At 69.5% G+C, this 14,942-nt stretch carries 11 protein-coding genes; all 11 read right to left on the bottom strand.

The genetic code is table 11. From position 1 onward, the window contains the following. Positions 1 to 3: 3 nt before the first annotated feature. The 11 genes from pgi to uvrC all read right to left on the bottom strand — a co-directional run bounded on the left by pgi (position 4) and on the right by uvrC (position 14,783). Positions 4 to 1,656, bottom strand: coding sequence for a glucose-6-phosphate isomerase (gene pgi / locus OHT01_RS29725; RefSeq protein ID WP_328556179.1), 1,653 nt, complete (start codon positions 1,654 to 1,656; stop codon positions 4 to 6). 434 nt (positions 1,657 to 2,090) lie between these two features. Further along, positions 2,091 to 2,426 carry an RNA polymerase-binding protein RbpA gene (locus OHT01_RS29720; protein ID WP_003957010.1) on the bottom strand — a complete coding sequence of 112 codons (336 nt, stop codon included), beginning with the start codon at positions 2,424 to 2,426 and terminating at the stop codon, positions 2,091 to 2,093. 237 nt (positions 2,427 to 2,663) lie between these two features. After that, the gene (gene secG, locus OHT01_RS29715; protein ID WP_261703385.1) at positions 2,664 to 2,900 is read right to left on the bottom strand and encodes a preprotein translocase subunit SecG; all 237 of its coding nucleotides are present in this window, start codon (positions 2,898 to 2,900) and stop codon (positions 2,664 to 2,666) included. Positions 2,901 to 2,998: 98 nt separating this feature from the next. Then, on the bottom strand, positions 2,999 to 3,775 hold the full coding sequence (gene tpiA, locus OHT01_RS29710; protein ID WP_328556178.1) for a triose-phosphate isomerase: 777 nt from the start codon (positions 3,773 to 3,775) through the stop codon (positions 2,999 to 3,001). Positions 3,776 to 3,780: 5 nt separating this feature from the next. After that, complete coding sequence (locus OHT01_RS29705) at positions 3,781 to 4,992, bottom strand: phosphoglycerate kinase (protein ID WP_328556177.1); 1,212 nt, start codon at positions 4,990 to 4,992, stop codon at positions 3,781 to 3,783. Positions 4,993 to 5,120: 128 nt separating this feature from the next. Continuing rightward, the gene (gene gap / locus OHT01_RS29700) at positions 5,121 to 6,131 is read right to left on the bottom strand and encodes a type I glyceraldehyde-3-phosphate dehydrogenase (protein WP_261703388.1); all 1,011 of its coding nucleotides are present in this window, start codon (positions 6,129 to 6,131) and stop codon (positions 5,121 to 5,123) included. Positions 6,132 to 6,322: 191 nt separating this feature from the next. After that, positions 6,323 to 9,280, bottom strand: a complete 2,958-nt coding sequence (locus OHT01_RS29695; protein ID WP_328556176.1) for a M14 family metallopeptidase — start codon at positions 9,278 to 9,280, stop codon at positions 6,323 to 6,325. A gap of 190 nt (positions 9,281 to 9,470) precedes the next feature. Continuing rightward, entirely contained in the window at positions 9,471 to 10,460 is a 990-nt protein-coding gene (gene whiA, locus OHT01_RS29690) for a DNA-binding protein WhiA (RefSeq protein WP_037624822.1), read from the bottom strand. Further along, positions 10,451 to 11,521, bottom strand: coding sequence for a gluconeogenesis factor YvcK family protein (locus tag OHT01_RS29685; RefSeq protein WP_328556175.1), 1,071 nt, complete (start codon positions 11,519 to 11,521; stop codon positions 10,451 to 10,453). Before OHT01_RS29685 ends, whiA begins: the two co-directional genes overlap by 10 nt. Continuing rightward, on the bottom strand, positions 11,518 to 12,537 hold the full coding sequence (rapZ, locus tag OHT01_RS29680) for an RNase adapter RapZ (protein ID WP_328556174.1): 1,020 nt from the start codon (positions 12,535 to 12,537) through the stop codon (positions 11,518 to 11,520). The genes OHT01_RS29685 and rapZ overlap by 4 nt, the downstream gene beginning before the upstream one ends. Beyond that, positions 12,534 to 14,783: an excinuclease ABC subunit UvrC gene (uvrC, locus tag OHT01_RS29675; protein ID WP_443043556.1), complete on the bottom strand. Its 2,250-nt coding sequence runs from the start codon at positions 14,781 to 14,783 to the stop codon at positions 12,534 to 12,536. The genes rapZ and uvrC overlap by 4 nt, the downstream gene beginning before the upstream one ends. Positions 14,784 to 14,942: the final 159 nt, after the last annotated feature.

Genomic DNA, 14,942 nt, shown 5'->3' with positions numbered 1-14,942 from the left:
CGCCTAACGGCCGCGCAGCGTCCGGTACTTGGCGACCAGAGCCTTGGTCGAGTCGTCCAGTCCGGGGACGTCGGCGCCCTCGGTGAGGGCGGGCTCGACGCGCTTGGCGAGCACCTTGCCGAGTTCGACGCCCCACTGGTCGAAGGAGTCGATGTTCCAGATCGCGCCCTGGACGAACACCTTGTGCTCGTAGAGGGCGATCAACTGGCCGAGGACCGAAGGCGTCAACTCCCGGGCCAGGATGGTGGTCGTGGGGTGGTTGCCCTCGAACGTCTTGTGCGGCACCAGTTCCTCGGGCACCCCCTCGGCCCGTACCTCGTCCGGGGTCTTGCCGAAGGCCAGCGCCTGCGTCTGCGCGAAGAAGTTCGCCATCAACAGGTCGTGCTGGGCGACCAGGCCCGGCAGCAGATCGGCCACGGGCTCGGCGAAGCCGATGAAGTCGGCGGGGATCAGCTTCGTGCCCTGGTGGATCAACTGGTAGTACGCGTGCTGACCGTTGGTCCCGGGCGTGCCCCACACCACCGGGCCGGTCTGCCACTCGACCGGGCGGCCCTCACGGTCCACGGACTTGCCGTTGGACTCCATGTCGAGCTGCTGGAGATAGGCCGTGAACTTCGACAGGTAGTGCGAGTACGGCAGCACGGCGTGCGACTGGGCATCGTGGAAGTTGCCGTACCAGACACCCAACAGACCCAGCAGCAAAGGCACGTTGGACTCGGCCGGGGCCGTGCGGAAGTGCTCGTCGACGAGGTGGAAGCCGTTGAGCATCTCACGGAAGCGCTCCGGGCCGATCGCGATCATCAGCGAGAGGCCGATCGCCGAGTCGTAGGAGTAGCGGCCGCCGACCCAGTCCCAGAACTCGAACATGTTGGCCGTGTCGATCCCGAAGTCGGCGACCTTCTCCGCGTTCGTCGACAGCGCCACGAAGTGCCGAGCCACCGCCTCCTGACCGGCCTTCAGCCCGGTCAGCAGCCAGTCCCGCGCGGAGGTCGCGTTGGTGATCGTCTCGATCGTGGTGAACGTCTTCGAGGCGATGACGAACAGCGTCTCCGCCGGGTCCAGGTCCCGCACCGCCTCGTGCAGGTCCGCGCCGTCCACGTTCGACACGAACCGCAGCGTGAGTCCGCGGTCGGTGAACGGGCGCAGCACCTCGTACGCCATCGCCGGACCCAGGTCCGAGCCGCCGATACCGACGTTGACGACGTTCTTGATGCGCTTGCCGGTGTGACCGGTCCACTCGCCCGAACGCACCCGCTCGGCGAAACCCGCCATCCTGTCGAGGACCGCGTGCACGGCCGGCACCACGTTCTCCCCGTCGACCTCCACGACCGCGTCCCGCGGCGCCCGCAGCGCGGTGTGCAGCACCGCACGGTCCTCGGTCACGTTGATCTTCTCGCCCCGGAACATCGCGTCCCGCAGCCCGAACACGTCGGTCGCCGCGGCCAGCTCACGCAGCAGCCGCAGCGTCTCGTCGGTGACCAGGTGCTTGGAGTAGTCGACGTGCAGATCGCCGACCTGGAGCGAGTAGCCGGAGCCGCGCCCGGGATCGGCCGCGAACAGGTCGCGCAGATGGGTGTCCGCGAGTTCCTCGCGGTGCTTGGCCAGAGCGGTCCACTCGGGCGTCTGGTTGAGCCGGGTACGGCTGTCTGCGTTCATCTCGGACTTCCGCCTTCTTTCCTGCCTGTGCTGCTGCGTACCTTGCCCCGCTGCCGGTCCCAACCTAATTGATCAGGGCTGGACGCGAGCTGTCGTGGTGCGTCCTCCGGCTCAACAACAGATACGTCCCGCTTGACCCCGGGTATCAGCGCGATGACGGCGAGGGTGAGAGGTACGGGCGCGAACGGGGCCGGTCCGTTCGGCGGGCGGGGCGCCGCGCCCACACCGGGCGTCCGGCGAAGAGCCGGGGACCGTGCGCGGTGCCGGGCCGGTGCGTTCCCGTGAATTCCGGGGCGCGCTGCTGCATCCGCGTGACCGGGTCGCCCTCAGGACATACCGGCGGCACGGCCCGGCGGCGGAGCACTGCTCCGTCGCGAGGTCGTCCGAAACGGCTCCGGCCAGACACCTGTGGGTGCCCGGCCGGCTCTCAACTCCTAGATCTCGCCCCGCAGTTTGGCGAGCGCCTCGGCGAGGATCGCCTCGCCGTCCGCGTCGCTGCGCCGCTCCCGTACGTACGCGAGGTGCGTCTTGTAGGGCTCGGTACGCGGCGGGTCCGGCGGGTTGTCCCGGTCCTGTCCGGCGGGGAAGCCGCAGCGCGGACAGTCCCAGGTGTCGGGGACCTGCGCGTCGCTGGCGAAGCTGGGCTGCGTCTCGTGCCCGTTGGAGCACCAGAAGGAGATGCGCAGCCGCGGCGCGGACTCGCCGCGCTCGGCCTCGCCCATCGGCCCCGCCCCGACCCGGCTTCCTCGGATCGCGTTGCCACTTGCCACGGTCGTAACTCCCTGCGTGATGGTGCCGCGAAGCGAGTCGGCGTGACGCTTCGCTGCGAGCCGCCTCAGTCTACGTAAGGCCCAACGCGCGTCCAGTGATTGGAGTTACATCCCCACCCCTAGACGCAAGCCCCATGATAGGCGGCGCTTGGAGGCGCGTACCGGACATGGGGCCTTACGTGCGGAATGTGCTTGCGTAATGTGCAGTTGTGCTGCCGTACCGATGTCGGCCGGTGATCAGTTGTTGATCTTCATCAAGACACCGAGCACGACGATGCAGGCGAACCAGAGCAGACCGATCATCAGGGTGATGCGGTCGAGGTTGCGCTCGGCGACCGAGGAGCCGCCGACGGACGACTGCATGCCGCCACCGAACATGTCGGACAGGCCGCCGCCCTTTCCCTTGTGCATCAGCACCAGCAGCATCAGCAGCAGGCTGAAGACGATCAGGGCGATCGAGAACCCCAAAACCACGGCTGGACCAACTTCCTCGGAACTGGATGGACGACGGGGGCCCGGCGCAACGGCACCAGACCCCCGCAAGGGTACGACGAATCGCCGCTACCGCATACTTACTGGTCGCGGAACCGGACGATCTTGACGAACTCGTCGGCGTCGAGCGACGCGCCACCGACCAGAGCGCCGTCGATATCGGGCTTCGCCATGATCTCGGCGACGTTTCCGGACTTCACCGAGCCGCCGTACTGGATACGGACCTGGTCGGCCAGTTCCTGGGAGTACAGCTCGGCGAGCTTGGCGCGGATCGCGGCGCAGACCTCCTGGGCGTCGTCGGCGCCGCAGACCTTGCCGGTGCCGATGGCCCAGACGGGCTCGTACGCGATCACGACGGACTCGGCCTGCTCGGCCGGGAGGTCCTTCAGACCGCCCTCGACCTGCGCGAGCGTGTGCGCGACGTGGTTGCCCGCCTCGCGGACGTCCAGCTCCTCGCCCACGCACAGGATCGGGGTCAGACCGTGCTTGTAGGCGGCCTTGACCTTGGCGTTCACGATCTCGTCGGTCTCGTTGTGGTACTGGCGGCGCTCGGAGTGGCCGATGGCCACGTACGTGCACTTCAGCTTGGCCAGCATCGAGCCGGAGATCTCACCGGTGTAGGCACCGGAGTCCTGCGCCGAGAGGTCCTGGGCGCCGTACTTGATCTTGAGCTTGTCGCCGTCGACCAGGGTCTGCACGGAGCGCAGGTCGGTGAAGGGCGGCAGGACTGCGACCTCACAGGCCTCGTAATCCTTGTCCGCCAGGGCGAAGGCGAGTTTCTGGACATGGGCGATGGCCTCGAGGTGGTTGAGGTTCATCTTCCAGTTGCCCGCCATCAGCGGCGTGCGCGTGCTCATGTAGGTCAGTCCTCCAGTGCGGCGAGGCCGGGGAGCGTCTTGCCCTCGAGGTATTCGAGGGAGGCGCCGCCACCGGTCGAGATGTGGCCGAATGCGGTCTCGTCGAAACCGAGGGTGCGCACCGCGGCGGCGGAGTCACCACCGCCGACGACGGTGAAGCCCTCGGACTCGACCAGGGCCTGGGCGACCGCCTTGGTGCCCTCGGCGTAGTCGGGGTGCTCGAAGACGCCCATGGGACCGTTCCAGAACACGGTCTCGGCGTCGGCGAGCTTGGTCGCGTACAGGGCACCGGTCTTCGGGCCGATGTCCAGGCCGAGCTGGCCCTCGGGCATCTTGTCGGCGTCGACGGCGGAGTGCTCGGTGGGCGCCTTGGCCTTCAGGTCCGGGAATCCGGGGGAGACCACGACGTCGACCGGGAGCACCAGCTCGACGCCCAGCTTCTCGGCGCGCTCCATGTACTCGGTGACGGCCGGGATCTGGTCCTCCTGCAGCAGCGAGGAGCCGACCTCGTAGCCCTTGGCCTTGAGGAAGGTGAAGGCCATGCCGCCGCCGATCAGGATGCGGTCGGCCTTGCCGAGCAGCTGGTCGATGACGGCGAGCTTGTCGGAGACCTTGGAGCCGCCGAGCGCGACGACGTAGGGCCGCTTGACGTCCTCGGTGAGCTTCTTCAGGACGCCGACCTCGGTGGCGATGAGGTAGCCGGCGTAGTGCGGCAGACGGGCCGGGAGGTCGTACACGGAGGCGTGCTTGCGGTGCACGGCACCGAAGCCGTCGCCCACATAGACGTCGGCGAGGGCGGCCAGCCGGTCGGCGAACTCGCCGCGCTCGGTGTCGTCCTTGGACGTCTCACCGGCGTTGAAGCGGAGGTTCTCGATGACCGCGACCTGGCCGGGCTCCAGGCCGTCGACCGCGTCGTGGGCGGCGGGGCCGACCGTGTCCTGCGCGAACGCGACCGGCGCGCCGAGCAGTTCACCGAGCCGCTCGGCGGGCTGCAGGAGGGAGAAGGCCGGGTCCGGGGCGCCCTTGGGGCGGCCCAGGTGCGAAGCGACGATCACCTTGGCGCCCGCCTCGGCCAGGGCCTTGACGGTGGGCAGGACGGCGCGGATGCGGCCGTCGTCGGTGATGAGGCCGTTGGCGAGCGGCACGTTGAGGTCGGCGCGGACGAAGACCCGCTTGCCGGCCACGCCTTCGGCGAGAAGCTCGTCGATCGTCTTCATAAAGGGACTCCTAGGGAAGGCTCTTCAGATCCGAGAGGGCTGATCGATCACTACGTAGCACAGGGCTCGGGCAGCGCGGCGTCGCGCTGCCCGAGCCCTGGCTCACATCGAGGTGCCTGCTCCGGGAGTTAGAGCTGGCCGCCGACGAAGACCGTGAGGTCGACGAGGCGGTTGGAGTAACCCCACTCGTTGTCGTACCAGCCGAGGATCTTCACCGTGTTGCCCTCCTGGACCATGGTCAGGGAGGAGTCGAAGGTGCAGGAGGCCGGGTCGCCGACGATGTCCGAGGACACGATCTGGTCCTCGGTGTAGGTCAGGAAGCCCTTGAGGTCGCCGTCCTCGGAGGCCTTCTTGAACGCGGCGTTGACCTCGTCCTTGGTGACCTCGCGCTGCAGCGTCACGACCAGGTCGGTGGCCGAACCGGTCGGGACCGGGACGCGCATGGCGATGCCGTCCAGCTTGCCCTTGAGCTGCGGGAGGACCAGGGCGGTGGCCTTGGCGGCACCGGTCGTGGTCGGGATGATGTTCTCGGCGGCGGCGCGGGCGCGGCGCAGGTCCGAGTGCGGGAAGTCCAGGATCCGCTGATCGTTCGTGTACGCGTGAACCGTCGTCATCAGGCCCTTGACGATGCCGAAGTTCTCGTCGAGAACCTTGGCCATCGGCGCCACACAGTTGGTGGTGCAGGAGGCGTTGGAGATGATGTTGTGGTTCGCCGGGTCGTACTGGTCCTGGTTGACGCCCATCACGATGGTGATGTCCTCGTCCTTGGCCGGAGCCGAGATGAGGACCTTCTTGGCGCCGCCGGCGATGTGCTTCTCGGCGTCGGCCTTCTTCGTGAAGATGCCGGTCGACTCGATGACGATGTCGACGCCCAGCTCGCCCCACGGGATGTCCGCGGGGTTGCGCTCGGACAGGACCTTGATCGTGTGCCCGTCGACGGTGATCGTGTCGGCGGTGTGCGACACCTCGGCCTTGAGGCGGCCCAGGATGGTGTCGTACTTGAGCAGGTGGGCGGTGGTCGCGGTGTCACCCAGGTCGTTGACAGCCACGATCTCGATGTCAGCACCCTGCTCCAGCAGCGCGCGGAAGTAGTTACGACCGATGCGGCCAAAGCCGTTGATGCCTACGCGGATCGTCACGAACCGATCTCCTCGTTAGGTACGCCGACTCAGATGTCGGCGAGTTGTATGGGATGTCCCCGACCGCCTACGACCCTACCTCCCTGAGGCCCCCGGAGTGACATCGAGTAGGGCCATACACGGCAGGGCGGTCCGTACCCGTCAGTAGGGGTACGGACCGCCCGTGCTGTTCATGCGATTGTCACGCTCAGTCAGCTCTTCAGTGCCGAGAGCGCCTTACCGATCAGGGCCGCGCGGTCGGCGGCCGAGACGACGTGTTCCAGGCCGAAGCCGAGCAGTACGGAGTCGTCCGTGGTGACCGCTCCATATGTCTTGAACAGTTCCCCGGTGCGCGCCCAGTCCTTCAGGACGGCCGGGCTGCCCGCGGGCGGTCCGGCGACGCTCCAGGGACCGAGGGAGGACTCGAAGCCCTCCGTCTCGGTGGCGGTGCCGCCGACCACGAGGGAGGCGTTGTCGACGAGGAGGCCGTGACCGCCCGTGCTCGGGTCGGTGATGTAACTGAAGGAGACCTCGATCGACTTGCCGGCGTACGCGCTCAGGTCGAAGGCGACCGGCTGCCAGCCGCTGGAGGCGCCGGTGAAGCTGTTCCACGCGCCGCTGGTGCCGGTGGCCGTGCAGCCGGACGCGCTCACGGTCAGGTAGTGCTTGATCCACGGGTGTTCCTGGGCGAGGAAGCCGGCCTCGCACTCGGTCGGGACGGTGGCCGAGGTGGCACCGCCCAGTTCGGGAAGCGTGGTCCAGTCGTCGGCCCCGGTCGTGTGGACCTCGACGATCGCGTGGTCGTACCCGGGCTCGGTGTCCCAGAGCAGCTGGGAACGGAGCGTCGGCTTGTCGGCGGCGCCGACACCGGTGAGGTCGATGGTGCGGGTGAGGCGCTTGTAGGAGTCGTCGGTGTGGACGGCGGCGGCCATGTAGGAGCCCGCGTACGGCCCGTACGGGTTGGCGGTCCCGCTGAACTGGCCCGCTCCCGCGCCGGAGGCGAACTGGGGGTACTGGGCGGCGGCGAGCGAGTCCGAGGTGACGCCGTAGGTGCCCGCCGCGTTCAGCGGGTTGCCGGGCGCGTCACCGATGGCTCCCGTGGCGCCGCCGAGCTTCCCCGAGCCGGTGAAGCCGGTCGCGCCGGGAGTGGACGTACGGGAGTAGGCGCCCAGGTAGTACTGGCTGAAGTCGTTCGAGAGGGTGCCGCCGCCGAGGTCGACGCTGCCGCCGGCCAGCTCGCCCGCCTCGACCAGCTTGCCGCCCTCATTGAGGAAGGCCCGGAGCTGGAGCTGGGTGGCGTTGCCGGGCCGCAGGGCACCGGTGTAGTGGACGACGGTCCCGAAGTGATCGAGGACGCCGAGCGCGTCGGGCGCGCCCTGGGTGGCGACGTCCCAGACGAGGGCCTTCCTGCCGTTGGCCTTCAGCGCGTCGACGTAGGTCTGGGCCTGTGTGGCGGCCGCGCCCTCCTCGGCGACCACGAGCACGTCGGCCCGCGGCCGCTGGGCCACGGTGTACGTGAAGTGCGTGCTGGAGGTGCGCTTTCCGCTCCTGGTCTCGCCGGTGAACCAGACCTCGACCTTGTCGCCCGGGTCGCCGTCCTTGACCTTGGCGCGGTACTCGTCGAAGTAGAGGTTGTCCGAGCCGCCGTAGGTCTCGCCGCCCCGCCAGGGCCTGAGCGCCCTGTCGTGCGTACGGCCGCCGTTGACGCGGTACTTGAGCTCCTTGTCGCGCACGGACTTGCGGACGACGACGGAGACTTCCTGGTCGGCGCCCCGGGAGTACGAGGTCGTGAAGGGGGCCGGGGTGAAGTCGGGGGCGGCGATGCCGACCGAGGAGGACGGCTGGTCGGGGTGGGCCGCGGTCTCGGCGACGGAGAGCGCGAACGGGACGTTCTTCTCGAACTCCTGCTCGATCAGCTTCTCGTCGTCCGGGAAGGTGAACACCGAGGCGCAGTCGGCCGCGTTCCAGGAGTCGTTCGGGTCGAGGTCGGACGCCGTCTGACAGGTCGACATCTCAGGGGTGAACATCGCCATGCCGTTGACGTTGCCGGCGTGGCCGTCCGCCTCGCCGTTGGTGGTGTACAGCTCCGAGGACACCTGGGAGTGATAGCCCGGGATCGCCGGGTTCTCCGGGGTGCCGGCGAGGGCCTTGTAGAGCACGTCGTCCGGGGTGGGCGTCGCCACCTGCCAGCCCACTCCGTACAGCAGCAGTTCGGCGGCGGAGTGGTAGTTGATGCCGTACTTGAAGCCGACGCGCTTCTCGAAGCTGTCGAGCGCCCTGGTCTCGGGCTCGGAGCCGGGGGCGGCCCCGCGGTAGGTCTCACTCGTGGGGTTGGGCGACGAACCCTCGTCGTCGTAGCCCCACTTGTAGGCGAAGTTGCGGTTGAGGTCGACGCCGTCACCGGTGGAGATGACGCCGTCGCCGTTCACGTCCCGCATGTTCTTGCGCCACTGGCGGGCGTCGGCGTCCTTGAACGTGTAGTCGTAGCCGTCGGGGTTGGCCGACAGGACGAACCACAGCTCGGTGGAGTCGACGATCTTCTTGATGCGCTTGTTCGTGGCGTAGTTGTCCAGGTAGTAGTGCATCAGCCGCCGCGTCATCTCGGGCGTGATCCACTCGCGCGCGTGCTGGTTGGACATGTACAGCACCGACGGCTTGGCGCCGTCCTTGGTCGTCCTCGCACCCTTGGTCAGTTTGAGCGCGAGGATGTCCTGGCCGTTCACGGTCTTGCCGATGGAGACGACCTTGGTCAGGCCGGGGTTGGCCTGACCCGTCCTGATGATCTCCTCCTCTAGGTTGCCCTTTCCGCTGTACGGGCGGAACACCCCCTGGGCGGCGCCCTCGACCCGGTTCTCGGCCTTGGCGGAGAGCGTGTGCTCGGTGAGCTCGACGCCCTGCTTCTCCAGCTTCCTGGCCTGCTGGTCGGTGACGTAGACCTCGACCGTGCTCCTGCCGTTCTTCCAGGTCGTGTCGCCGAGCTCGTGACCGTCCTGGCCGGCCGCGAGCAGCAGGGGTACCTGCTGCTTCGTGATCTCGGCGCGGAACACCTTCACGGCGTTCGCGTCGGGCCCGGGTGAACCGCCGTTCTGCGCCTGGGCGATCGGCGCCACGGCCGCACCGCCCAGCAGGAGCGCGCCGGTAGCGAGGATCGCGCTCGCTCTTCGTCTCATGAGTCCCCCTTGCGCTGGTCCGCCACAGCAGCGAACAGATGCCAGGCTCATGACACTTCAAGGTCAAGTCAAGGGCGCCTCGCCGGACGATCAACGCCGGTGCCGACCTCCCAAGTGGGCGTCGACACCGGCATATTGAGCTTCTGTCAGATAATCCCGTACGTCTTTCACGTCGCCCCGCGGGTCCGGGTCAGCCCGCGAGGTTGTCCGCCATCTCCTCGGACAGACTCGACTCCGTCCCGGGGATCCCGAGGTCCTGCGCCCGCTTGTCGGCCATCGCCAGCAGCCTGCGGATACGGCCCGCGACGGCGTCCTTGGTCAGCGGCGGGTCGGCGAGCGCGCCCAGCTCCTCCAGGGAGGCCTGCTTGTGCTCCATGCGCAGCCGTCCGGCGGCGGCGAGATGCTCCGGCACCTCGTCCGCGAGGATCTCCAGCGCGCGCTGGACCCGGGCCCCGGCGGCGACGGCGGCACGCGCCGAGCGGCGCAGGTTGGCGTCGTCGAAGTTGGCGAGCCGGTTCGCCGTGGCGCGGACCTCGCGGCGCATCCGCCGCTCCTCCCAGGCCAGCACCGACTCGTGCGCGCCGAGGCGGGTCAGCAGCGCGCCGATGGCGTCCCCGTCGCGGACGACCACGCGGTCCACGCCCCGCACCTCACGGGCCTTCGCCGCGATCGACAGCCGGCGGGCGGCGCCGACCAGCGCGAGCGCGGCCTCCGGCCCCGGGCAGGTCACCTCCAGGGACGAGGAGCGGCCGGGCTCGGTGAGCGAGCCGTGGGCCAGGAAGGCCCCGCGCCAGGCCGCCTCGGCGTCGCAGGTGGCCCCCGAGACCACCTGCGGCGGCAGCCCGCGGATCGGGCGGCCCCGCCCGTCCACGAGCCCGGTCTGGCGGGCCAGCTGGTCACCGCCCGCGACGACGCGCACGACGTAGCGCGAACCGCGCCGCAGCCCGCCGGGCGCCATCACGATCAGTTCGGAACTGTGGCCGAAGATCTCCAGAATGTCCCGCTTCAGGCGGCGCGCCGCCATGGCGGTGTCCAGCTCCGCCTCGATCACGATCCGGCCGCTCACCAGGTGAAGGCCGCCCGCGAACCGCAGAATGGCGGAAACCTCCGCCTTCCTGCAGCACGTCCGGGTGACGGGGAGCCGGGAAATCTCATCCTTCACCGCTGCCGTCATCGCCATGGGCCGATCCTTCCATGCATCCGAAAAATACGGTCGTACGCGGCGGCCAACAGCTCCGGGTCGTGCCGCGGAGATCCGTCGGTCCGAGCCACCGGCGCCAGCTCGACCGCGGCACCGAACCGCTTGGCGGCGTCGGCGAGAGACTCGCGGTCGGGCACGGCGGCCTCGTCGGCCAGCACCACGTCCAGGGCGAGTTTAGGGGCGTGTCGTCCCAAAACCTCCAAATGACGCTGCGGGGAGAAGCCTTCGGTTTCTCCGGGCTGCGGGGCGAGGTTCAGGGAGAGTACCCGGCGGGCCCGCGTCTGGCTGAGGGCGTCCAGCAGTTCGGGCACCAGAAGGTGGGGTATGACCGACGAGAACCAGGAGCCGGGGCCGAGAACCACCCAGTCCGCGTCGAGGACCGCGGCCACGGCCTCGGGCACGGCCGGCGGATCGTGCGGCACGACGTGCACGGACTGGACCTCGCCGGGGGTGAGCGCCACGTTCGCCTGGCCCCGCACGGTGGCGACCTCGTCGGGACTGTCCGGATCGTGCCCCTTGACCAGGGCCTGGAGCTCCAGGGGAACGGCGGACATGGGCAGCACCCGGCCGTGCGCGCCGAGCAGCTTGCCGACCAGGTCGAGAGCCTGGACGTGATCGCCGAGCTGTTCCCACAGGGCGACGATCAGCAGATTGCCGACGGCGTGTTCGTGCAGGTCGCCCTTGGACTGGAAGCGGTACTGGATGACACGGGCCCAGGTCTGGCCCCATTCGTCGTCGCCGCACAGCGCCGCCAGCGCCTTGCGCAGATCACCGGGCGGGAGAACGCCCAGCTCGTCACGCAGGCGGCCGCTGGAACCGCCGTCGTCGGCCACGGTGACGACGGCGGTGAGGTCCCCGGTGATCCGGCGCAGCGCGGCGAGCGAGGCGGACAGCCCCATGCCGCCGCCGAGGGCGACGACCTTGGGCTGGGCGCCGCGGCGGCGTGGCTTGGCCCCGCGCGCCGCGACCGGCTGGGCGGCTCGGTCCCCGGGGATCTCCCGGCGCAGCCGGCTCAGCCGCAGGGTAGTGCGTCCGGTCACTCGCGCCCCATGTCCCTATGCACGAGCACGGTCTCCACGCCCTGGGAGGCGAGGCGGGCGGCGAGCTTCTCGGCGGTCGCCACCGAGCGGTGCTTGCCGCCGGTGCAGCCGACCGCGATGGTCACATAGCGCTTGCCCTCGCGCCGGTATCCGGCGGCGATCAGCTGGAGCAGCTCGGCGTAGCGGTCGAGGAACTCCTTGGCGCCGGGCTGGTTGAAGACGTACGCCGAGACCTCTTCGTTCAGGCCGGTGAAGGGGCGCAGCTCGGGGACCCAGTGCGGGTTGGGCAGGAAGCGCATGTCCACGACCAGGTCGGCGTCGACCGGGAGGCCGTACTTGAAGCCGAAGGACATGACGGTGGCCCGCAGCTCGGGCTCCTCCTCGCCCGCGAACTGGGCGTCCATCTTGGCGCGCAGCTCGTGCACGTTCAGGCTGGAGGTGTCGATGACCAGGTCGGCGTCGCCGCGCAGCTCGCGCAGCAGTTCACGCTCGGCGTCGATGCCGTCCACGATGCGGCCGTCGCCCTGGAGGGGGTGCGGTCTGCGCACGGACTCGAAGCGTCGCACCAGGGCCTCGTCGGAGGACTCCAGGAAGACGATCCGCCGGGTGACCTGCTTGGACTCCAGGTCGGCGAGGGACTCGCGGAGGTTGTCGAAGAAGCGCCGGCCGCGTACGTCGACGACGACCGCGATCCGGGCCACGTTGCCCTGGGACCGGGCGCCGAGCTCCACCATGGTGGGGATCAGGGCGGGCGGCAGGTTGTCGACGACGAACCAGCCGAGGTCCTCCAGACACTTGGCGGCCGTGGACCGGCCGGCTCCGGACATACCGGAGATGATCACCAGCTCGGGAATGGCCGCGTCCGGGACCCCGGTCCCGGCCGTCTCGATGCCCGTACCCACCTGTGCTCCGTCTTCCCGTGGTGCTTCGTGCTCCGCGTGATCCTCGCTTGCCGTCCCGTGCTCTTCGGTGCCCTGCGCCGGGCGTTCCTCTTCACGCGCGTCGTTCTCGGTCATGTCTCCTGCCCCCGTCGCTCGTCCGAGGTGCCCGCGGTCACGGGCTCCTCCACGGGGCCCGCAGTCGTCCCGGGCGCCGCGTGTTCGTCGTCTTCCATGATCTCTCCAGTGGCCGTGTTCACGGCGGGTGCGGCCGGAACCGCCTCGGCGAGGGCCACGGCGATGGTCTCCGCCGTCTTCCGCCCTATGCCGGGGACCTCGCAGATCTGGTCGATCGTCGCGGACCGGAGTTTCTTCACGGAGCCGAAGTGTTTGATCAGTGCCTGTCTGCGTGAGTCGCCCAGGCCCGGTACGTCGTCCAGGGGGCCCGCCCGGAAGCGTTTGGCCCGCTTGGCGCGCTGGTAGGTGATCGCGAAGCGGTGGGCCTCGTCCCGGACCCGCTGGAGCAGGTACAGGCCCTCGCTGGTGCGCGGCAGGACCACCGGATCGCTCTCGCCGGGCAGCCACACCTCCTCCAGGCGCTTGGCGAGTCCGCAGACGGCGATGTCGTCGATACCGAGCTCGTCGAGGGCCCGTTGGGCGGCGGCCACCTGCGGCCGGCCACCGTCGACGACGACGAGCTGCGGGGGGTAGGCGAAACGCTTGGGCCGGCCGTCCTCCTCGGAGAAGGCGCTCCCGGGGAGGGGAGCACCGGAAAGGGCGGTCCCGGTGGAGGCGGCCTCCACGAGCGGGATCCCGGAGGAGGTGGTCCCCGCGAGCGCGGTCCCGGAGGAGGTGGTCCCCGCGGCGGGCGCCTCCGTCAGCGGGCTGCCGGACGTGGGGGTCTCCGACGGCTCCGCTGGGGTGTCCTCGCCGTCCGTCCACTCCCCCGTCCTCTCCTTCTCCACGAGGTAGCGCTTGAAGCGGCGCGTGATCACCTCGTGCATGGAGCGGACGTCGTCCTGGCCGGCGAAGCCCTTGATCTGGAAGCGCCGGTACTCGCCCTTGCGCTGGAGCCCGTCCTCGAAGACGACCATCGAGGCCACCACGTCGTCGCCCTGGAGGTGCGAGATGTCGTAGCACTCGATCCGCAGCGGCGCGCTGTCCAGGTCGAGCGCCTCGGCGATCTCCTCCAGCGCCCGCGATCGGGTGGTCAGGTCGGAGGCGCGCCGGGTCTTGTGCAGGGCGAGCGACTGGAGCGCGTTGCGCCGCACCGTCTCCATGAGCGCCTTCTTGTCACCGCGCTGCGGGATGCGGAGCGACACGTTCGATCCGCGGCGCTCGGTGAGCCATTCCTGGACGGGCTCCACCGGTTCGGGCAGCGCCGGGACGAGCACCTCCTTGGGGACGGAGTCACCCGTCTCCTCGCCGTAGAGCTGCTGGAGCGCGTGCTCGACGAGGTCACCCGTGGTGACCGCCTCCACCTTGTCCGTGACCCAGCCCCGCTGACCGCGCACGCGTCCGCCGCGCACGTGGAAGATCTGCACCGCGGCTTCCAGCTCGTCCTCGGCGACCGCCATGAGGTCGGCGTCGGTCGCGTCCGCGAGTACGACCGCGCTCTTCTCCATGGCCTTCTTCAGGGCCTCGATGTCGTCCCGCAGCCGGGCCGCGCGCTCGTACTCCATCTCCTCGGCCGCGTCCGTCATCTGCTGCTCCTGGCGGCGGATGTACGTCCCCGTCCGGCCCGCCATGAAGTCGCAGAACTCCTCGGCCAGATCGCGGTGCTCCTCGGAAGAGACCCGGCCGACACAGGGGGCCGAGCACTTGCCGATGTAGCCGAGAAGGCAGGGCCGGCCGGTGCGGGAGGCGTTCTTGAAGACACCGGCGGAGCAGGTGCGGACCGGGAAGACGCGCAGCAGCAGGTCGACGGTGTCGCGGATGGCCCAGGCGTGCCCGTAGGGACCGAAGTAGCGCACGCCCTTCTTCTTGTGGCCGCGCATCACCTGTACGCGCGGGAACTCCTCGTTCATCGTCACGGCGAGGTAGGGGTAGCTCTTGTCGTCGCGGTACTTGACGTTGAACCGGGGGTCGTACTCCTTGATCCAGGAGTACTCCAGCTGAAGGGCCTCGACCTCGGTGGACACGATCGTCCACTCCACCGACGCGGCCGTGGTCACCATGGTGCGGGTGCGCGGGTGGAGATTCGCCAGGTCCTGGAAGTAGCTCGCCAGGCGCTGGCGCAGGCTCTTCGCCTTCCCGACGTAGATCACCCGGCGGTGCTCGTCGCGGAATTTGTACACCCCGGGGGAGTCCGGGATCTGTCCCGGCTTGGGGCGGTAGCTGGAGGGGTCGGCCATGTCACACACCCTACTGGCGCGGGCCGACAGCGCGGTCGGCTCCCGGCCCGCCTGTGGACGGAGGACGAGGTCGGGCGCCGGTGCGGCACCAGGGAGGCAGGCCCCGCCGCTGTCACCGGTGGGGCCTGCCTCCCTGCCTCCCGACGGCGGTCGTCACGGCCCGCCCGGAGACGTACGCCGCCCGCACGC

The sequence above is a fragment of the Streptomyces sp. NBC_00358 genome, assembly GCF_036099295.1.
In the GTDB taxonomy this organism is placed as follows: Bacteria; Actinomycetota; Actinomycetes; order Streptomycetales; family Streptomycetaceae; genus Streptomyces.
This window is presented reverse-complemented; position numbering and strand designations above follow the sequence as displayed.